This window comes from Nocardia sp. IFM 10818 (genome assembly GCF_054655275.1).
Map to the genome: position 1 here is coordinate 155,830 of NZ_BAAHJH010000001.1, position 19,838 is coordinate 175,667.

The 19,838-nt window shown below is 66.5% G+C and carries 16 protein-coding genes; 11 read left to right on the forward strand and 5 right to left on the reverse strand.

The features are described from left to right. The first annotated feature begins 25 nt into the window (after nt 1–25). The 3 genes from ACYQ5L_RS00765 (at nt 26) to ACYQ5L_RS00775 (ending at nt 4,015) form a co-directional block, all read left to right on the forward strand. Nucleotides 26–1,021: a hypothetical protein gene (locus ACYQ5L_RS00765; protein WP_459954900.1), complete on the forward strand. Its 996-nt coding sequence runs from the start codon at nt 26–28 to the stop codon at nt 1,019–1,021. A 134-nt stretch (nt 1,022–1,155) separates the two neighbouring features. Then, complete coding sequence (locus ACYQ5L_RS00770) at nt 1,156–2,409, forward strand: acyltransferase family protein (protein WP_459954901.1); 1,254 nt, start codon at nt 1,156–1,158, stop codon at nt 2,407–2,409. Nucleotides 2,410–2,512: 103 nt separating this feature from the next. Next, nucleotides 2,513–4,015 (forward strand): hypothetical protein, encoded by a 1,503-nt coding sequence (locus ACYQ5L_RS00775; RefSeq protein ID WP_459954902.1) that lies wholly within the window; start codon nt 2,513–2,515, stop codon nt 4,013–4,015. On the opposite strand, the gene ACYQ5L_RS00780 is transcribed toward ACYQ5L_RS00775, so the two are convergent. Together ACYQ5L_RS00780 and ACYQ5L_RS00785 are read right to left on the reverse strand one after the other, a co-directional pair. Next, nucleotides 4,012–4,755, reverse strand: a complete 744-nt coding sequence (locus tag ACYQ5L_RS00780) for a helix-turn-helix domain-containing protein (protein ID WP_459954903.1) — start codon at nt 4,753–4,755, stop codon at nt 4,012–4,014. The two genes, ACYQ5L_RS00775 and ACYQ5L_RS00780, sit on opposite strands and share 4 nt — an antisense overlap. Nucleotides 4,756–5,308: 553 nt before the next feature. Next, nucleotides 5,309–5,809 (reverse strand): MarR family winged helix-turn-helix transcriptional regulator, encoded by a 501-nt coding sequence (locus ACYQ5L_RS00785; protein ID WP_459954904.1) that lies wholly within the window; start codon nt 5,807–5,809, stop codon nt 5,309–5,311. Between the two features lie 103 nt (nt 5,810–5,912). Here ACYQ5L_RS00785 and ACYQ5L_RS00790 point away from each other — a divergent pair, with 103 nt between their 5' ends. Together ACYQ5L_RS00790 and ACYQ5L_RS00795 are read left to right on the forward strand one after the other, a co-directional pair. Beyond that, on the forward strand, nt 5,913–6,878 hold the full coding sequence (locus ACYQ5L_RS00790) for an EamA family transporter (protein WP_459954905.1): 966 nt from the start codon (nt 5,913–5,915) through the stop codon (nt 6,876–6,878). An 89-nt stretch (nt 6,879–6,967) separates the two neighbouring features. Further along, on the forward strand, nt 6,968–7,621 hold the full coding sequence (locus ACYQ5L_RS00795) for an NAD(P)-dependent oxidoreductase (protein ID WP_459954906.1): 654 nt from the start codon (nt 6,968–6,970) through the stop codon (nt 7,619–7,621). On the opposite strand, the gene ACYQ5L_RS00800 is transcribed toward ACYQ5L_RS00795, so the two are convergent. Both ACYQ5L_RS00800 and ACYQ5L_RS00805 read right to left on the reverse strand, forming a co-directional pair. Continuing rightward, complete coding sequence (locus tag ACYQ5L_RS00800) at nt 7,618–9,414, reverse strand: protein kinase domain-containing protein (protein ID WP_459954907.1); 1,797 nt, start codon at nt 9,412–9,414, stop codon at nt 7,618–7,620. The genes ACYQ5L_RS00795 and ACYQ5L_RS00800 overlap by 4 nt on opposite strands. A gap of 180 nt (nt 9,415–9,594) precedes the next feature. Continuing rightward, on the reverse strand, nt 9,595–10,326 hold the full coding sequence (locus tag ACYQ5L_RS00805) for a S1 family peptidase (protein ID WP_459954908.1): 732 nt from the start codon (nt 10,324–10,326) through the stop codon (nt 9,595–9,597). A gap of 275 nt (nt 10,327–10,601) precedes the next feature. Here ACYQ5L_RS00805 and ACYQ5L_RS00810 point away from each other — a divergent pair, with 275 nt between their 5' ends. Then, nucleotides 10,602–11,360, forward strand: coding sequence for a MerR family transcriptional regulator (locus ACYQ5L_RS00810; protein ID WP_459954909.1), 759 nt, complete (start codon nt 10,602–10,604; stop codon nt 11,358–11,360). Between the two features lie 133 nt (nt 11,361–11,493). Here ACYQ5L_RS00810 and ACYQ5L_RS00815 read toward each other — a convergent pair whose 3' ends face one another. After that, entirely contained in the window at nt 11,494–12,714 is a 1,221-nt protein-coding gene (locus tag ACYQ5L_RS00815) for a hypothetical protein (protein WP_459954910.1), read from the reverse strand. A gap of 249 nt (nt 12,715–12,963) precedes the next feature. On the opposite strand from ACYQ5L_RS00815, the gene glf reads away from it, so the two are divergent. From glf to ACYQ5L_RS00840, 5 genes are read left to right on the forward strand one after another with little or no spacing between them, the layout of a single operon-like run. Beyond that, nucleotides 12,964–14,160, forward strand: a complete 1,197-nt coding sequence (glf, locus tag ACYQ5L_RS00820; protein WP_459954911.1) for a UDP-galactopyranose mutase — start codon at nt 12,964–12,966, stop codon at nt 14,158–14,160. After that, nucleotides 14,157–16,094: a glycosyltransferase gene (locus ACYQ5L_RS00825; RefSeq protein WP_459954912.1), complete on the forward strand. Its 1,938-nt coding sequence runs from the start codon at nt 14,157–14,159 to the stop codon at nt 16,092–16,094. Before glf ends, ACYQ5L_RS00825 begins: the two co-directional genes overlap by 4 nt. Next, entirely contained in the window at nt 16,091–16,669 is a 579-nt protein-coding gene (locus ACYQ5L_RS00830; protein WP_379193989.1) for a phosphatase PAP2 family protein, read from the forward strand. Before ACYQ5L_RS00825 ends, ACYQ5L_RS00830 begins: the two co-directional genes overlap by 4 nt. Before the next feature lie 29 nt (nt 16,670–16,698). Then, nucleotides 16,699–17,646 carry a decaprenyl-phosphate phosphoribosyltransferase gene (locus ACYQ5L_RS00835; RefSeq protein WP_459954913.1) on the forward strand — a complete coding sequence of 316 codons (948 nt, stop codon included), beginning with the start codon at nt 16,699–16,701 and terminating at the stop codon, nt 17,644–17,646. Between the two features lies 1 nt (nt 17,647). After that, nucleotides 17,648–19,633, forward strand: coding sequence for an arabinofuranosyltransferase AftB family protein (locus ACYQ5L_RS00840; RefSeq protein ID WP_459954914.1), 1,986 nt, complete (start codon nt 17,648–17,650; stop codon nt 19,631–19,633). Nucleotides 19,634–19,838 lie beyond the last annotated feature (205 nt).

Here is a 19,838-nt window from a genome sequence, read left to right on the forward strand (position 1 = left end):
CGATGGGAGGATCGATTCCGCCCGCATGGTCGCTGTCTCGGATGCGATCGGCAGCGGCGGGCTGAGCGCGTTGCAGCGGTGGTTTGCATCGGCGCCCGCGGGCGGAAGTGGCAATGGTTCGATGGGCGCTCGCGTGGCCGTCAAATCGGGTAACGCTGTGCTACAAGGCAATCTTTCGGGCGAGGGCTGCGCAGCTGCGTCCACCAATGCCGGGTATACCAATATTTCCGCCACTTCCGTGGGTTCGATATCGACATCCTTGCACGTTCGGGCGACAACGGAAGCCTTGTTCGGCGGCGAAGGCGGGTACGCCGGGTTGGTTCCCGAGTCTGCCCACGGCGCCGCGCACGGAATGCTCACCGCGTCGGTCGGTGCGGCCGGAGCCGTTGCGGTGGCGGTCGCACTCACCGGCAACGGAGACACGGCGGCCAGATCAGGTTCGGTCGCGGATTCTGTGGGCGTAGGAACTCTGGCGGCGCTGACCGGCAGCCCCGCCGACGGTATGGGCTCAGGAATGCTGAGTCACACCAATACCCCGCTGTCGAACGCACCTGCCGACCTTGTCGGTAACGGCGTGCTTTCAGTGGTCGCGAAGACCAGCTTTCAACCATCCGCTATGAAGAAGGATGGTGTCGCCTGGTCCGGGATGGACAAGAGTTGGAAGACCATTACCGGCTGGACCGTCGATCCGGCGTATCCGGGCTCCACGGTGTCCGGCAACGGACTGGTCGTTCAAAGCGGCAAGGCCGGTGCAACCCTGGAAGCCTCGGTGCCCTTCACCGCTGGCATGTTCTCCGGGGCGGACGTCACGCTGCGGTTGACGGTCAACGGCACACCGGAGGGTGTGACCGGAAGCCTGCAGAACGTCGCCTCGAACTCCGTGACGACCGTGACGGTGTCCGGTCAGTTCACCGTTGTGACAGGCGATGTGATCACCCTGCAGGTGAAGAGCGAGTCGGCTGTCGCCGCCTACAACCCGACCATCGCTGCGGGCGCTGTCGCGCACGTGCGAGTCACCTGACCATCCACCACTTTCCACAAAGAGGAACAGCCACGCACGTCCTTCCTGGTAGCCGAATTCGAACCGGCTACCAGGAAAGGAATGTGCACTACCTGGACGGTTGTTTGGTTCGGGTGCTTCAGTAGCATCCTGCCGTGAGTGTTGATGCCGCAGTGGCGGTTCCGGTTTCGCCGGGTGAACGAGTGGTGCGCGGCCGGGGCGGGCGGTTCGAGTTTCTCGATGCGCTTCGGGGGTTGGCGGCCTTGGCGGTTGTGGTTCAACACTCGGCGGAGCGGCTTTGGCCGGAGTATTTGCGATTCTCGCAAGCGCATTTCGGGTTGGGGCAGTTCGGGGTCTTCGTCTTCTTTCTCGTCAGTGGGTTCATCATTCCTGCATCACTGGAGCGAGGGCGGTCGCTGGGCGCGTTCTGGGTGGGACGGTTTTTCCGGCTGTATCCGTTGTACTGGGTTTGCCTGATTGCGGCGATGATCCTGTACTCGGTGCAGCGTTACAACCTGCCGGCGGATTTTCTCGAGCACCCCGTGCGTAACTTCATAACGAACCTCACTATGGTGCAGTTCTTCATCGGCGGTGCGAATATCCAGGTAATCGGCGCCTCTTGGTCGCTGTCCTATGAACTGGCGTTCTATCTGTTTCTGTCGCTGTTGCTGATTGCCGGGCTCAGTCGTCGGTCGGCGCCCCTGGCGGTTCTCGCGGTCGCTTCGATTCTTCCCGGGGCGTTCCTGCCACCCTCGATGATCACCGGCTCGCAGGCTGGCGTTGTGACGCTTTCGGTGGTGGTGGTCGCGACAGTCCTGATCGCTGTGGTGTTCGCCTTCTGGGCCGGCGACCGGCGCTCGGCCCTGGCCGCGATCCTGCTTGTATTCATCACCGTCCCTTTGGTTCTCAATCAGCCGGGGGCGTCGGTGTTGACCTTCGGCTATTTCGCCACCATGTTCGTCGGAACGACGCTCTACCGGATTACTTCGGGTGAGATCACCGCGCGACGCGGGTGGGCGGTGTTCGGGTTCGCGGTGTGTGTCATTTTCGGGATCAGCCTCTTCGTGGAACCCACCCTGGACCCGATCACCGGCGTCTGGATCACCTGGGTGAAGCAGCCCGCCACCATCATTCCCGCCTACTTGCTATTCGCGGCGGCGTTGTTGCTGCGGCGCTATTCCTTCCCGCGCCCATTGCTGTTCCTGGGACGGATCAGCTACTCGCTCTACCTCGTTCACGCCCTCGTGCTCGACGCCCTGCCCCGCTGGACCGCGCCCGTCGCCGGCATTCCCGCGGCCTGGCTCACCTTGGGCGCGTGGGTGATCGGTGCGGTGGTGATCGCGGCCGCGACCTACCGCACGATCGAGAAACCGTTCCACAACCTAGGCCACCGCTTGATCACCAAATAGCCGTACGAAATCGGCCTGGGGAGCCTGCGCACCCTCCGGCGTCTGCGCCTTGTGATCGCAGCGGGCGGCGCTACTTCCCAATTCCCCTTTTCTGGAGGCAGTTATGCCATTCATCTTCACGTCGCGAAAGCTGGCCGCGGCGATCGTCAGCGTGGCAGTAGTCGCTGGATCGGTCGTGGCGATAACCGCGATCGGGACGGCCGCGACGGGGTGTATCGCGTCGGGTACGGATGCGGACATCAATGCGGCGCTGACCGGCAGCGGCGCCAAGGCGGTGCTGTGCCCCAACGCCGTGTTCAATCTTGCCGGTCCGGTCACGTTCACCGCGCCCGGCCAGGAGGTATCGACACAGGGCTATCCGACAGATCAGACGCGAGCCGTGCTACTTGTCACCGGCAGCGATCAGACAACGGCGGTCAACGGTCTCGGACAGACCGGTGCCGTGCTGCGCAACGTGCAGGTCGACGGAAACCGCCCGGCCCTCGGCCATTTGAAGGGTGAGGCGCTCATCCTGATGGGTGGAGCCGGCACGGACCAGACCGTGCGCGACATCGTCGCCCGCGAACCCCGAAGCTGGTCGGCCATGCACTTCTTCGAAGGCGCCGTCACCGACAACGTGCCCCAGTGTCAGCGGGCGACCGTCGTCGGCAACCAGATCGGACCGGCGGGCCAGGCCGACGGAACTTGGGCGGACGGTATCTCGTTGGCCTGCGGATCGAGCCTGGTCCAGGGCAATACCGTGACCGACGCCACCGACGGTGCCATCGTCATTTTCGGCGCCCCGGGCTCCACGATCCAGAACAACACCATCGTCGCCGTCTCCCGCCAGCTGCTGGGTGGCATCAATATGGTCGACTTCGCTCCGGTGGGCGGCAACTACACCGGGACCGTCGTCGAGAACAACGTGATCGACGGCAGGAGCCACTTCATCAAGGTCGGGATCGCGATGGGCCCCGCGATCTGGAACTGCGCGACCGGCACCAACTACGGCGCCACCGTCACCGGTAATACGCTGCAGGGCTTGAACATCGGTTACGGCTACGCCGTCAACGGCGTCACGAATTGGACCGTCACCGACAACCTCGATCACGCGCGCCATGTCGGCGCTCCCGGCTTCGGTTGCAGCGGTGTGCAATCGGCGCCGTCCGGCTTCCAGGTTCAGGCGGCGACCTCGGCCACGCTCCAGCCGGAGTTCCAGAACGCGCAGCTTCAGTCCGTGCTCGGTATCTCCGAGCCGCCGATCCTGCGCGTCCCCATCACGCCGCCTACCGGTTGCGGGGTCATGCGGGCAGACGAAGGCTTCTACCCCGGCCAGTCGCTCTCCTCGTGCGACGGCCGTTTCACACTCACTCTGCAGAATGACGGCAACCTGGTGCTCGCGCAGTCCGGCGCCCCCATCTGGGCTTCCGCGACCGTCGGCGGTGGCAGCGTGGTGGCCATCATGCAGCAGGACGGCAACTTCGTCCTCTATGACTCTGCCGGCCGAGTTCTCTGGTCGACCCGGACCAACCCCAGGGGCACGGTCCTGGCGGTTCAGGATGACGGCAACGTTGTCGTCTACACGGCGGACGCCCAACCGCTGTGGTCGACGAACACGGCGCGCTAGTGCCGTGGGACCCGATGTGACCCGGGCCGGGGAATGAGCCGGCACATCCACCACGGGCGGTTGGGGAATTCGGGCGAGTAGATGCGCACGCTCAGTTCCTCGGTCCGATGGCTGCCGGGGGAGCGGACGAGGATGTGGATATTCTCGCTGGTCTGGTGTGGTGGCGGGCTGTTCCACAGTTCGTCCCACTCGGGTGCTTCCTGGCATCTGCGCACGGCGGCCGCGACTTGCGCATCGGTGGCGATGTTCGGAGTGAGCATGCGCACGCTGTGGAGCAGGCGCTGGGCTTCCTGGCGCCAGCCGACGATTACCGTGCGGGCGGCGGGGTTCAGGAACATCCATTCGACGAAGTTGGTGCCGGGACTGCTGCCGGGAAACACGCGTTGGTGGGCGGTATTGGCGGCGACGATCGTAAAGGTCGGCAGGACATAGAGACTCGCCGGATGCGGGAGGCTGTTCAAGTCGGACAGATCATCCTCCGTTGGTACCAAATGGTCGGTATTGGATAAGCCGAATACTCCGGGCAGACTCAGTCCGAGGATGTATTTGCGGTACATCGGCGGCACATCCAGCTGGTCGAAGAGGACTTGCAGGGTGGGCAGGGTCGTCGGCCGGGTGCCGAGTTCGATCTTTTCGATCAGGGAGACCGAGACGCTGGCTCGTTTGGCGAGTTCGGCGCGGGTGAGGTGAGCATCCTCGCGGCGACGACGGATGTATTCGCCGAATCGGTTGTCGGCCAACGCGGCTCACCTCTTTCCTATTGACAACTCACGGATTCTGTATGCCGGGTTTCCCACGGATTGTGTGAGCGGAGATCGTTGATCTCCGAACCTTGCCACCCGGATAATAGAACACATGTTCGAATGATAGCTGGAATGGTGCCACGACCTGCGATGGTGCGGGTCGTGTCGCTGTCGCGCTTGGGGTGGAAGGCGGTCTTGTGGACTGGGTGGACAGATGCGTCGGCGGGAGGGTTGCGCGGGCGATGGGTGATGCGGGGATCGGGGTGGTGGAGCTGGCTCGGGGGATGGGGATCGATGAGAGGATTCTCGTTGATCGGCTTGCTGCGCCGGCTACATTCACGGCCTGCGAGTTGATCGTGGCGGCAGGGGTTTTGGGGTGTGATGCTGTCGGGTTGCTTCCGGATGCGCGGTGCCGGGAGTGTGTGGAGAGTGCGCGGGGTGGGTCGACGCGGTTGTCCGAGAGATATTTTCGGTGTGCTCGGTGAGGAATTGAATGAATGAGGGCGGCGCTCCCGTGGTGGGAGCGCCGCCCTCATTCTTGCGTTGCGGATCAGGCGATGGATGTATCACCAAGGGCCACGGAGAGACTGCGGAGCAGGGGGATCAAGTTGGCTCGGTCGGTGGCGGGGAAGGCTTGCAGGACGCGTTCCTGGTTGGCGGCGTGCAGGGGGAGGATGGTGTCGACCAGGTCGCGGCCGGCGTCGGTGAGCTGGACGCGGACGGCGCGGCGGTCGGTGGGGTCGGGGACGCGTTCGACGAGGTTTTTGGCGGCCAGGCGGTCGATGCGGTTGGTGATGGCGCCGGAGGTGACCATGAGGGCCTTGTTGAGGGCGCCGGCGGTCAGGCCGGTGTCGCCGCCGTTGCGGCGGAGGGTGGAGAGGACGTCGAACTCCCAGAACTCCATGTTGTGGGCGCGGAAGAAGTCGGTGAGTTCGCGGTCCAGGATGCGGGCGATGCGGGTGAGGCGGCCGGTCAGTTCTACGTAGGAAACGTCCAGGTCGGGGTGGATTCGGCCCCAGGCGGCCCGGATCTCGTCGACTGCGTCGGCCATGGTGGCTCCTCTCGGGGTTGAAAATCTCAACATCAAGATACTTGACACTGAGAGATATGGATGGTGTTATTTCAACGTTGAGATTATCAATGAGGAGCTAACGATGAACAGCATGACGCGCGGCGGGGCGGCCACAGTGGTGGGGACTCTGGCGGTCACCGGGCTGGCGCCGCTGGTGTGGGGATCCACCTACGCGGTGACCACGGAGTTCCTGCCCGATGACCGGCCCATGTTCACGGCGCTCATGCGGGCGCTGCCCGCGGGGCTGCTGCTGCTCGCCATTACGCGGAAGCTGCCGCACGGCGAATGGGTGTGGAAGGCAGGCGCTCTCGGCGTGCTGAACATCGGAGCGTTCTTCCCGCTGCTGTTCCTCGCGGCCTACCGGCTGCCGGGCGGTATCGCGGGAGTGCTGGGGGCCGCGGCGCCGCTGATCGCGCTCGGATTCGCCGCCGTGGCCTTGAACGAGAAGGTCACCACGCGCAAGCTGGTCGCGGGCATTATCGGAATGTTCGGCGTCGCGCTCGTCGTGCTGCGCGCCTCCGCCGCGCTCGACACCGTCGGAGTGATCGCGGGCCTGCTCGGTGCCGCCTCGATGGCCGCGGGAACCGTGCTGACCAAGCGCTGGGGACGGCCGGAAGGCGTCGGGCCGCTCGCCCTCACGGGCTGGCAGCTCACGGCGGGCGGACTCATGCTGCTGCCGCTGGCGCTGCTCATCGAGGGTGCGCCGCCGGCGCTGGATGCCACCGCCATCGGCGGCTACCTCTACCTCGGACTGATCGGAACCGCTGCGGCGTACGCGATCTGGTTCCGCGGACTGGCCAAGGCCAATGCCACCTCGGTCGCCTTCCTCGGACTGCTGAGCCCGCTGTCGGCCGCCGTCATCGGCTGGATCGCACTCGGTCAGGCGCTCACCCCGCTGCAGATGCTCGGCATGGCCATCGCACTCGGCGGCACCCTGCTCGGCCAGACCGGCGCGGCGCCCAAGCCCGCGGCGCAGACCGCCGCGCAGCCCAAGGCCGAGGTGCACGAGGTCCGGCTCATGGCCGCCGCCACCCGCACCGCCGCCTGATCACCTCGCACGAACCGAAGTAAGCCCTCCCACCAGCCGGTACGCGCTCCGCGGCGCGTACCGGAGCCATGTCACGAAGGAGTTCCCCCATGCACATCACGGTTTTCGGAGCCTCGGGCGGAGTCGGCAGCCGGACGGTGATCGAGGCGGTGCGCCGCGGCCACCAGGTCCGGGCGGTCTCGCGGGACGCCGCGAAGCTGACGGATCTGCCGGACGGCGTCGAGGTCTGGTCCGGCGACGTGTCCGACGCGGCGCAGGTGGCGGCCGTGAGCGCCGGCACCGACCTGGTGATCAGCGCGACCCGCCCCGTGCCCGGCCACGAACACGAGCTGGCCGAGGTCGCCGCGGCACTACTGGAAGGGCTGGGCCGGAAAGAAATTCGACTGCTGGTGGTCGGCGGCGCGGGCAGCCTCACCGTCGCGGGCACCGGCAAGACCGTGGTCGAACAGCCCGGCTTCCCCGACTTCCTGAAGCCGATCGCCAACGCCTGCGGCGACCAGCTGGCAGTCTTCCAGCGAGCGGCGCAACAGCCCGGCGGCGGCGCGGTGGACTGGGCCTACCTGAGCCCGGCCGCCCTGCTCGAGCCCGGCGAGCGCACCGGAACCTACCGGCTCGGCGCGGACGAGCTCATCGCCGATGACGAAGGGAACTCCGCCATTTCGATGGAGGACCTCGCCGTCGCCCTGCTCGACGAGGCCGAGCAGCCCAAGCACCACCGCGTCCGATTCACCGTCGGGTACTAGGAGACCAGTTCGGCGCTGTCGATCAGATAGCTGTCGCCGGTCGAGATAAGCGTGGCCACCCGCTTCTCGACGGCGACTTTGCCGTCTCTGTACACGAAATGCAGCGTGTAGGTGACCGTGCGATCGGCCGGATTCGCCGTGACCGCCGAGGTGGAGACCTGGGACACGGTGCGCCAGAAGGAATCGTAGGCATTGAAGCCGCCGATGTAATTCTGGTAGCGAGTCGTCAAACGGGCCCAAGCCGCGGCGGTATCCCCGGGCAACAGGGAGTAGTGCGTGCTCACGAAGATGGTCATCTGAGCTGCCGCCGCGGGGGCCGTGGTGGGCTGGGTGGTGACGGGGGTCGTCGCGGTGGTGGTCGGTGCCGTCGTCGTGATCGACCTGCCGCTGGCCGTCGTCGGGCCGATCGCCGCCGAAGTCGTTCCCTGCCCAGTGGGCGGGCTGTCCTCACCGGTGAGCCGCACCGCCAGGACCGCACCCACTACCAGCAACACCACAAGCACTGCCGCCGAGATGATTCCACGCCGCGAGATCGTCGGCGACCCCGATGCGTGCGCAGGCTCGGGCGTCCCCGGCGCACTCGCGCCGTGGGGCGGGGTGGCGGGATAGGTATGCGGGAAGAGTCCCGGCGCGGTGGAAGCCGCGTGCGCCGTCGGTGCATCGGGCAGCGTAGAGCCATGCGCACTCAGCGGCTCGCGTGGCTCTGACCGGCCTTGTGCGTCGACGGGACTTAGCGGATTCGGTGGGGCGTGCCCAGCTTCGGGGCCGTGTGAAGTCGGCACGCCATGCGCGGTCGGGACCCCGTGCGAATTCGGCGCGTCTTGTGAGGCCGGAGTGTTGTGCGGCGCACCAGGGTAAGAGGCTTGCCCCGGACTGACTCGGGTCGGAGCACCTGCCGTCCACCCGGTCTGCACGGGCATCCCGGGCAGCGGGTTGATCTGCGTCGGCGCGGTCCGGAAAGTCGTTGGCGCACCGCTGTTCTCCCGATGCAGCGCGGCTCGTGCCGCGGCTGCCAGCGCCCCGGCGGCCGGGAAGCGCTCGTCCGGATCCTTCGCCATACCTTGTGCGATGACCTCGTCGAACGCGCCGGGTACGTTCGCGGCCTCCGACGGCCGCGGCGGTGGTTGGGTGAGATGGGCCGCGATCTGCCGGCCGAGGCTGTCGACGGGGTACGGCTTTGCGCCCGTGAGGCATTCGTGCAGGACGCAGGCCAGCGAATACACGTCCGCCCGCGAGTCGTAGCGTTCGTGCGCGAGTCGTTCCGGAGCCATGTAGGCGAAGGTGCCGATGGCCGCGCCGACCGTGGTCAGGCTGGTGTCGGCGTCGCCGCGGGCGATGCCGAAGTCGATGAGATAGGCGAAATCGCCTGGTGTGATGAGGATATTGGACGGTTTCACGTCCCGGTGCACCAGCCCTTGCCGGTGCGCCGCGTCCAGGGCCGCCGCGACCTGTTCGAGGATCCCGACCGCGCGCGCCGGGGGCAGCGGCCCGCCGTGCACCAGCACCGCCGCCAGATCGGTCCCCTCGACCAAGCGCATGTCCAGGAACAGCTGGCCGTCGATCTCCCCGTACCCGTGAATGGGAATGATGTGCGGTTCGCTCAGCCGCGCCGCCGCCTGCGCCTCCCGGCGGAATCGCTCCCGGTACCCCTGATCATGGGCGAAGTCCTCGGGCAGCACCTTCAGCGCGACGACCCGATCCGTCTCGGTGTCGTAGGCGCGATACACCCGCCCCATGCCGCCCTCACCGAGCAGTCCGAGCAGCCGGTACCGGCCGAACGGTGTTCCGTCCACGGTGTTCCCCTATCGCGTGTGCGCCCCGAGTATCCGAAAATACTCGAGCACGGAGCGAACAGGACAATACCTTTCGAGCCCCGGCGAGCACTCGGAAGCGGGTTTGCCCTGCGGAAATGCGAAGAGGGCGGCAACCCCCAGACCGGGAGCGCCGCCCTCGCTGCGTATTTCGGCCGGGGCTCAGAAGACCCGGAAGCCCGCGCCCACGCCGCCCTTGCGGTTGATATCGGCGAGCACCATATCCATGGTGGTGGACAGGTCCGGCTGGTAGATCAGATCGCCCGCGCCCTTGCAGGACGGCAGTTCGACGCTCACCGGGCCGACGTCGATGCTGGTGCCGGCGACGATCATGCCGACCAGGCGGTCGCCGAGCAGCACCGGCGCACCGGAGTCGCCGTGGTCGGCGCAGACCTGGCTGCGGAACCAGGCCGGGTTCACGTCCCACACCACGCCGCAGGTGTAGCCGGTGGTGCGGCCGTTCTTGCAGGCCATATCGCCGAGCTTGGGCGCGCCGCCGACGCCGTTGATGACCGACTGCGCGACCTGCCGGGTCGGGATGACCCGCTCGGCGTCGAAATGAATGACGGCCCAGTCGTTTCCGTCGTACTTGTTGGCGATGACGCCGATGCCGCCGCTGGGGGTGTACTCGGCGGCGATGCGCGCGCCGATCTCACCGCAGTGGCCGGCGGTCAGGCCGACGAGCCGGTTCTCGTTGTCGTAGCCGATGGCGGTGAGCGTGCACTCGGCCACCATGCCCTCGTCGTCGAGCTGTTCGACGTAGATGCCGGAGCCGCCGCCGAGCGTGACCGGCGGCGCGGCCTGGGCGCTCGCGGGCACCAGCAGAGCGGAGCTGAGCGCGGTCGCGGCGATGGCCGCCCAGCGCAGGACTCGGGCGCGGCCCGCAGACAACATTGGTTTTTCCCATCCCCGGGACGCGCGTGTGCGTCCCCCGGCTGAACGAATCGACGAACGCGTTTGAAAAATGAGCTTTCCAGCGCGCTCGCGGATCTTGTCACGCCGCTCACCGGGGGCGCAAGTACCTGCCGGTCGGTGACTGATTCGGCGACTTATGCGCCATTCCCGCACCCGCCTCGGGAAGACGCATACTGAATAGGTCTTGACCTTGACGCTACGTCAACTTGCATCCTGAGTTGGTCGAGGTGAACGAGAGGAGAAAGGACGTATCAGTGGCTACCGAATGGTCCATCCAGGATCTGGCCAAGGCGGCCGGCACCACCAGCCGCACCCTGCGGCACTACGGTCAGCTCGGCCTGCTGCCGCCCAGCCGGATCGGATCCAACGGCTACCGCTATTACGGCCAGGACTCCCTCGTGCGATTGCAGCGGATCCTGTTGCTGCGCGAACTCGGGCTCGGTCTGCCGACCATTGCCGAAGTTCTCGAGGGCGAACAGGACACCGCCGCCGCATTGCGCACGCATCTGGAATTGCTGCAACAGGAGCAGGACCGGATCGCGCGCCAAATCGCCTCGGTGCACACCACATTGCGCAAAACGGAAGCAGGTGAGCCACTCATGGCGAACGAAGTGTTCGACGGATTCGACCACACGCAGTACAAGGACGAGGTCATCGAGAAGTGGGGCAAGGACGCCTACGAATCGGGTGACCGCTGGTGGCGGGGGCTGAGCGAGGCCGAGAAGAAGGCGTTCATGCAGACCCACGTCGATATCGCGAACGACTACGGCCGCGCCCACCGCGCCGGAGTCCCGGTCGGCAGCGACGAGGTGCAGGCCATCGTGCAGCGGCACTACGACTGGCTGGGCGTGAGCTACCAGGGCAAGCCCCCGGTCAAGCAGCACTTCCTCGGTCTCGGCGAAATGTATGTCGCCGACCCGCGTTTCGCGGTCAACTACGACGGCCCCGGCGGTCCCGGCACCGCGGCCTACGTCCGCGACGCGATGAAGGTCTACGCGGAGGCCAACCTCTGAGGCGAGACCGAATAGCGGGGTGAATACCCCGGCATCGAGAACGGCCCGGCGAGAACACTCGCCCGGGCCGTTTTGCATTCGCCCCCTTGGAGAAGGGGTTTCAGGGGGAACCCCTGAGAGTTACGAGAGTTGTCTAAGCGGCACACATGGACTGCATGACGCCCTTGAGAATCGGCGCACCATAGGTGGTCGGCGCGAACGCCAGGGTCTGCGCGACCGACAGCGGGGTGAGAATTGTCGACGCCACACCGGTCCAGCCGGCGATCATATTGCCGAGCGTCATCAGCAGACTGGTGGTGTCCAGCGCCAAAGTGACCAGATCGAAGGCGTTCTCGACGGTCACATCGGCGAGCGCGACGGTATTGAACACCTTGCCCTCGTAGATGTCGAAGCCGAGATTGGCCAGGAAGGTCATCGGGCCGTAATCCATGGCGTTCACCAGTGGGCCGAGCTGCTCGGTGCGGCGCAGGGTGACGATCTCGGCGACCCGGTTGTGCTCCAGGAAGCCTTGCAGCGCCGCGGCATTGGCATCGACCGCGGCCGGGTCGACCGGCAGCCCGGCGGTGCTGGTGAGGAAGCTGCGCGTCCGCTCCACCAGATCGGAGGTCTTCAGTTCGGCCAGCGGCGTGCAGGCCCCGTCCGCGAGGGTGAGCTGGTTGGCGAGATCGAGTAGCGGCTGCGGGACGGCGACCTGCTCATCGGGCAGCTCCAGCTGGAGCTTCTGGTACGCGCCGGAAGTGTTGCAGCCCAGCGAGAGCTGGTCCTGTACGGCCCGCGCCAGGGATTTCACGCCATTGAAGAGGGCGCCCACGATCGGCTTGAGCACGAAGCCGGCGGTCGGCACCAGGCTCGCGCCCAGCTGCGCCGGGATCTTCACGATGCGAGTGGCCAGGATGAAGGTCTCGATCACGTCGTTCACCGTGAGGTGGGTGATCGGGACGACCTTGTTGATCCGCCCGGTGCGAATGGCGTCCAGATTGTTCACCAGATGGGTGACGATCGGATCGTCGAGGAATTCCAGCCGCCCGCCGAATTCGGCCGAATCGATGGGCAGCGTGGACCGGTGCACGCGAATGGTCGCGATGGAGTACCGGAAGTCGTTCACCTGCCGGTCGTAGTCGGCCAGCTGATGCGCCGGCACCACGGTACGGATCGCGGTCGCCGCATTGGTGATGATGTCGTCGAAGGTTGCCGAGCCCTTGCCGCAGAGTCCGTCACCGTCGGCGACCGGTGCGGCGGCGAGGGTGTCCGCGGCGGCGTGGGCGGGCGCCGCCGCGGGGATGAGAACTGCCGTGCCGAGGACGGCGGACAGCGTGAGCGCACCCGCGAGGGGTGCGAGTCGGGGGAACCGCATGTGTGAAGGTCTTCCGGGTCTAGCGGGGTCACGGCCGTGTAGTTAGCGCACGGCAACAAACTGGACGGACGTTCAGCTTGGTTCGGTATGTAATACAGTCCGTGTGACGCGCCTGTCCGGGCTTTGGTGAACATTGCGCAAAACCTCGACGATTTCTCCCACTCATCGGGATGGCCCGGACCACCTCCGCAAACCCTCCCCGCCGGAGCCCACGCGCGCTCTCATCACCTTCCGATACGCTGGGCTCCCGTGACCGCCGCATCGCCCTTCGATCTCATTGTCGTCGGCTCCGGTTTCTTCGGGCTGACCGTCGCAGAACGCACCGCCAACCTGCTGGGAAAGCGGGTATTGGTGGTCGAACGCCGCTACCACCTGGGCGGCAACGCGTACTCGGAGGCGGACCCGGAAACGGGCATCGAAATCCACAAGTACGGCGCCCACCTCTTCCACACCTCCAACAAGCGGGTGTGGGATTACGTGAACCAGTTCACCGAGTTCACCGGATACCAGCATCGCGTCTTCGCCATGCACAAGGGCCAGGCCTACCAATTCCCCATGGGACTGGGCCTGCTGTCGCAGTTCTTCGGCCGGTATTTCACCCCGGAGGAGGCCCGCAAGCTCATTGCCGAGCAGTCCGCGGAGATCGACACCAAGGACGCGGCGAACCTCGAGGAGAAGGCCATCTCGCTGATCGGCCGCCCGCTCTACGAGGCGTTCATCCGCGACTACACCGCCAAGCAGTGGCAGACCGACCCCAAGGAACTGCCCGCCGGCAATATCACCCGCCTGCCGGTCCGCTACACCTTCGACAACCGGTACTTCAACGACACCTACGAGGGCCTGCCCAAGAACGGCTACACCGCCTGGCTGGCCAAGATGGCCGAGCACGAGCTCATCGAGGTGCGCCTGGACACCGACTGGTTCGAGGTGCGCGACGAGATCCGCGCCCAGAACCCGGACGCCCCGGTCGTCTACACCGGCCCGCTGGACCGCTACTTCGACTACTCCGAGGGCGAACTCGGCTGGCGCACCATCGATTTCGAGACCGAGGTCTTGGAAACCGGTGACTACCAGGGCACTTCGGTCATGAACTACAACGATGCGGACGTGCCCTTCACCCGCATCATCGAGCCGCGCCACTTCCACCCCGAGCGCGACTACCCGACCGACAAGACGGTCATCATGCGCGAGTTCTCGCGCTTCGCCCAGACCGGCGACGAACCGTACTACCCGATCAACACCCCGGACGACCGCGCCAAACTGCTGGCCTACCGCGAGCGCGCCAAGACCGAGACCGCGGAGAACAAGGTGGTCTTCGGCGGCCGCCTGGGCACCTACCAGTACCTCGACATGCACATGGCCATCGGCGCCGCGCTGAGCATGTTCGACAATGTGCTGCGCCCGCACCTGGAGTCCGGCGCGCCCCTGGTGGACGCCGCCGAATGACCGCCCAGGCCACTCTCGAAGAGATGATCACCGACACCCGCGCCAAGTCGCTGCTGCAGCGCATCATCCTGCCGCGGCCGGGCGAACCCCTCGACGTGCGCAAGCTGTACCTCGAGGAATCCGAGACCAATGCCCGTCGCGCGCATGCCATTACGCGCACCGCGCTGGCCATCGGCGCGGAATCCGAGGTGTCGTTCTGCACCTACTTCAATGCGGTCCCGGCCAGCTACTGGCGGCGCTGGAGCGTGCTGAAGTCCGTGGTGCTGCGGCTGGAACTGTCCGGCCACGGCCGGGTGGACGTGTACCGGTCCAAGGCCGACGGCTCGCGCATCCACGTGCAGGGCGACGAGTTCAGCACGCCGGGCGACGGCGCCGCGGCCGCCGCCTTCGTGGAATTCGAAGTGGATCTGGGCCCGTTCGAGGACGGCGGCTGGATCTGGTTCGACATCACCACCGACAGCCATGTGGAAATGCGCAGCGGCGGCTGGTACGCGCCGATCGAGGCGCCGGGCGAGGGCAGCATCGCCGTCGGCATGCCGACCTTCAACCGGCCGACCGATGCGGTGAAGACCATTGCGGCCCTGGGCTCCGACCCGCTGGTGCTGAACAAGATCAAGGCCGTCATCATCCCCGACCAGGGCACTCGCAAGGTCGTGGACGAGCCCGGATTCGCCGAGGCGGCCGCGCCGCTGGGCGACCGCCTGGCAATCCACAACCAGCCCAATCTCGGCGGCTCCGGCGGCTACAGCCGCGTCATGTACGAGGCGCTCAAGACCACCGACGCCGAGTACATCGTCTACATGGACGACGACATCGAGATCGAGCCCGACTGCATCCTGCGCGCGCTGGCCTTCTCGCGATTCGCCAAGTCGCCCATCCTGACCGGCGGCCAGATGCTCAACCTGCAGGAGCGCTCGCACCTGCACACCATGGGCGAGGTCGTGGATCGCGGCATCTTCATGTGGACCGCGGCTCCCAACGTCGAATACGACCACGATTTCTCGAAGTACCCGCTGCGCGACCGCGACAATTCGAAGCTGCTGCACCGCCGCATCGACGTCGATTTCAACGGCTGGTGGACCTGTGTGATCCCGCGTCAGGTCGCCGAGGAGATCGGGCAGCCGCTGCCGCTGTTCCTGAAGTGGGACGACGTCGAATATGGTTTGCGCGCACGCGAACACGGCTATCCGACCGTCACGCTGCCGGGTGCGGCGGTGTGGCACATGGCGTGGAGCGACAAGGACGACGCCATCGATTGGCAGGCGTACTTCCATCTCCGCAACCGCCTGGTCGTCGCCTCGTTGCATCTGCCGAACGACGGCCGTCCGATGGTCATCAACACCGTCAAGGCGACCCTGAAGCACCTGCTGTGCCTCGAGTACTCGACGGTGGCCATCCAGAATCAGGCCATCCGCGACTACCTCGCCGGCCCGGACAAGCTGTTCGAGTTGCTCCCCACCGCGCTCGGCAAGGTGCACGCCATGCGCAAGGAGTACCCGGACGCGGTCATCGTGCCGTCCTCCACCGAACTGCCCATGGCCTCGCGCGCCGATGTGGGCGCGGTCGGCGAGCCGGGCAATCCCATCGCCAAGGTCGCCCGCCTCGGCAAGGGCGTGCTGCACAACTTCCGCAAGGCCAAGCCGCAGCATCACGAGACCCCGCAGCTGAACGTGCCCACCCTGGACGCGCGCTGGTTCCTGCTCTCGCAGGTCGACGGCGTGACCGTAACGACCGCCGACGGCCGCGGCGTCGTCTACCGTAAGCGCGATCCCCGCAAGGCCGCGGAGCTGTTCAAGGAAGCCATGCGCCTGCGCAAGGAACTGGCCGAACGGTTCCCGGAGGTGCGAGAGCAGTATCGTGCCGCGCACGCGCACCTCAGCAGCAAGGCCGCGTGGGAGAACGTTTTCGGCATCACAGGAAATGAGACCAAATGAGCGCACCCCAGTCGGCGTCCGATTCCGATCGCGGTCTGCGAGTGGTCCCGGATACGCCGGCGGCCCCCGCGCCCGCCGAGGTCAAGATCATCAACGCGGTGCAGGCCACCATCGGCCAGAACCCGGCGGTGGTCAAGGCCGCCCGCGGCATGTCCCACTTCGGTGAGCATTCGCTCGGCTGGATCGGCATCGCCGCCGTCGGCGCGCTGGTCGACAAGCCGCGCCGCCGCCAGTGGGCGGGTGCGGCCGTCGGCGCGTTCGGCGCGCACGCCGCCTCCGTGGTGATCAAGCGGATCGTCCGCCGCCCCCGGCCGAACGATCCATCCGTGCAGGTCAACGTGTCGACGCCGAGCAAGCTGAGCTTCCCGTCCTCACACGCCACCTCCACAACGGCGGCGGCTGTGTTGCTGGGCAGGCTCACCGGGCTACCCTTGCCTGCGGTGCTCGTCCCGCCGATGCTGCTCTCCCGGGTCGTCCTCGGAGTGCACTACCCCTCCGACGTGCTCGCCGGTTCAGCGCTGGGCGCCGCATCAGCCGCCGTAGTGCTTGCCGCCGAAAAGAGACTCGCCAAGTGACCGCATCACAGGAAAGAGCGCTTGTTGACATGAGCGAAGAGCCGACCAGCACCGAGCTAGACGAGGCGGTCGTCAAGGGACCGCCGAAGACGCTGGCCGGCGGCCTCGTGAAGGCCATGCGCCCGCGTCAGTGGGTCAAGAACGTCCTGGTGCTGGCCGCTCCGCTGGCCGCGGGCAAGACCGCGGCCGGCGATCTGGTCATCGGCGACTGGCAGGTGCTCGGCAACCTCGGCATCGCCTTCGCGGTGTTCTGCATGGCGGCGTCGGGCATCTACCTGGTCAACGACGCGCTCGACGTGGATGCCGACCGGGCGCACCCGACCAAGCGGTACCGGCCCATCGCCGCCGGCGTCGTGCCGGTCAACCTGGCCTACGCGCTGTCGGTCGTGCTGCTGGCGGCCTCGATCCTGCTGTCGTTCATCGCCTCCTGGAACCTGGCCGTGGTCATGGCCGTCTACATCGGCATCCAGCTGGCCTACTGCTTCGGCCTCAAGCATCAGGCCGTGCTCGATATCTGCATCGTCTCCTCCGGCTTCCTGCTGCGCGCGGTCGCCGGCGGTGCGGCGACCGGTATCGCGCTGTCCCAGTGGTTCCTGCTCATCATGGCGTTCGGCTCGCTGTTCATGGCGGCCGGCAAGCGCTATGCCGAGCTGAAGATCGCGCTCGACACCGGCGCCAAGATCCGCAAGTCCCTGGAGTACTACACGCCGACCTACCTGCGCTTCGTCTGGACCGTGGCGGCCACCGCCCTGGTGGTGTTCTACGGTCTGTGGGCGTTCGAACAGGGTCGGGCCAAGGACACCGAGATGTACGCCATCTCGATGGTCCCCTTCACCATCGCCGTCCTGCGCTATGCCGTGGACGTCGACGGCGGTGAAGCCGGTGAACCCGAAGAGATCGCCCTGGGGGACCGGGTCCTCCAGTTCCTCGCAATCGCCTGGATCGGAGCGGTAGGTGTCGCTGTCTATCTCACCTGACGTGGTAGAGGGAGAAGAGCGAGAGGAGGGCGCGCCGACGGCACAGTTGCCGGTCGGACGCGCCCGCCGGCGTGCGGTCGATTCCGCGCGCGGCTTCACGCGACTATCCCGAACCGTATTCGTCGGTGGGATCCTGCTGACCGCGACCTTGTTCGCGGCCGGCGGCTGGCAGCGGCGCTGGATCGCCGATGACGGCCTGATCGTGCTGCGTACGGTGCGCAACCTGCTCGCGGGCAATGGTCCCGTGTTCAATATGGACGAGCGCGTCGAGGCGAACACCAGCACGGCCTGGACCTACATCGTCTGGTTCTTCAGCTGGCTCACCCAGATCCGGCTCGAGTACGTGGTGCTCGGCATCGCGCTCACGCTCTCGGTGCTGGCCGTCGTCTTCGCCATGCTCGGCGCGGCCCGGCTGTGGGGCGGAACGGGTTCCGTGCTGCTGCCGGCGGGCGTGCTGGTCTACATCGCGCTGCCGCCGGCGCGGGACTACGCCACCTCCGGGCTGGAGTCCAGCCTGGTCATCTTCTGGCTGGCCGTGCTGTGGTGGTGGCTGATTCGCTGGAGCCAGACCGAGAAGCCGCGCCTGGCGAACTTTTTCGGGCTGGTGTTCTTCGCGGGCCTGGCCCCGCTGATCCGGCCGGAGATGACGCTGGTCGGCGCGCTGGCCCTGCTCATGATCTTCTGCGCGCCGCTGCCGGCAACCCGGCTGCGGCCCATGGTGTTCCGCGCGCTCATCGTGGCGGTCGCGGGCCTGGTGCCGGTCGGCTACCAGATCTGGCGCATGGGCTACTACGGCCTGCCCTACCCGAACACCGCCGTCGCCAAGGACGCGGGCGGGGCCAAGTGGGGTCAGGGCTTCGTCTACCTGTGGAACTTCATCGGCCCGTACTGGCTCATCGTGCCGCTGGTGGTGCTGGCGGTAGCCGGTATCGCCGCCGGGCGGGCGTACCGCGCCGACCACACGGGCGGCCGCCATACCGCGGATTCCGATGCGGCCCAGGACAAGAGCCTGCGCCACCGGATCCATCGCCTCAGCCGGTGGCTGCACTCACCGGCCGCGGTGGTCGCGCTCATGCTGGGCAGCGGTGCGCTGCTGACCGTGTACGAGATTCGCGTCGGCGGCGACTTCATGCACGGCCGCATGCTGCTGCCGCAGCTGTTCTGCCTGATCCTGCCGGTGGCGGTATTGCCGCTGCGGGTACCGGCGGGCTGGTTCGGGGTGCCCGGAACGCGCCGACTGGACTGGGCTTTCGCCATTGTGCTGCTGGCCTTCGCGGGCACCATCGGCTGGGCGCTGTTCGCGGCCAACACCACGGCCATCAAGACCGGCACCAAGATCAGCTCGACCGGTATCGTGGACGAGCGGATCTACTACGTGCTCAATACCGGTCACGATCATCCGATCCGGGCCGAGGACTATCTGGACTACCCGCGCATGCGGGCCATGGTGCAGGACATCGCCAACAATCCCAATGGCGGTCTGCTGCTGAACTCGCCGTCGTTCATGGCGTGGTACATCGCGCCGCCGCCGCTGCCCATCCCCGAGGGCGGCGCCGGGCATACCGTGTTCTTCCTGAATCTCGGCATGACCAGCATGAACGTGCCCTTGAACGTGCGGGTCATCGATCAGATGGGTCTGGCGTATCCGCTTGCGGCGCATACCGAGCGGCTCACCGACGGGCGCATCGGACACGACAAGAACCTCTACCCGGACTGGGTCGTGGTGGACACCGGCATGGTGGACAAGCACCCGTGGACGCCCTGGTATCTCGACGAGCGGTGGATGACGCAGGCGCGAGCCGCGTTGAAGTGCCCGGAGACCGAGGCGCTGCTGGTCTCGACCCGGGACCCGATGACCTTCGAGCGCTGGCGGCACAACTTCAAGAACGCGCTCGACTTCGCCAAGTACCGCATCGACCGGGTGCCGAAGTACGAACTGCAGCGGTGCAATATCCCGGATCCGACCGCACCGGTGCCGCCGAAGTAATTCGAAGACGAGCAACCCCCGCGCCCAAAACGGGCGCGGGGGTTTTATTTTGGGGCTTTTGGGCGGGTTTCGTGTTTGGGGGGTTAGGGGGCGAAGCCCCTGAGAACCCCGAGAGTTGTCTTCCGTCTCGATTTGGTAACGCCAAGACCTCGGTTCCGCGATACGCTCTCTGACAACGGCTGGTGCGGCTGATCTTGTATGGGCC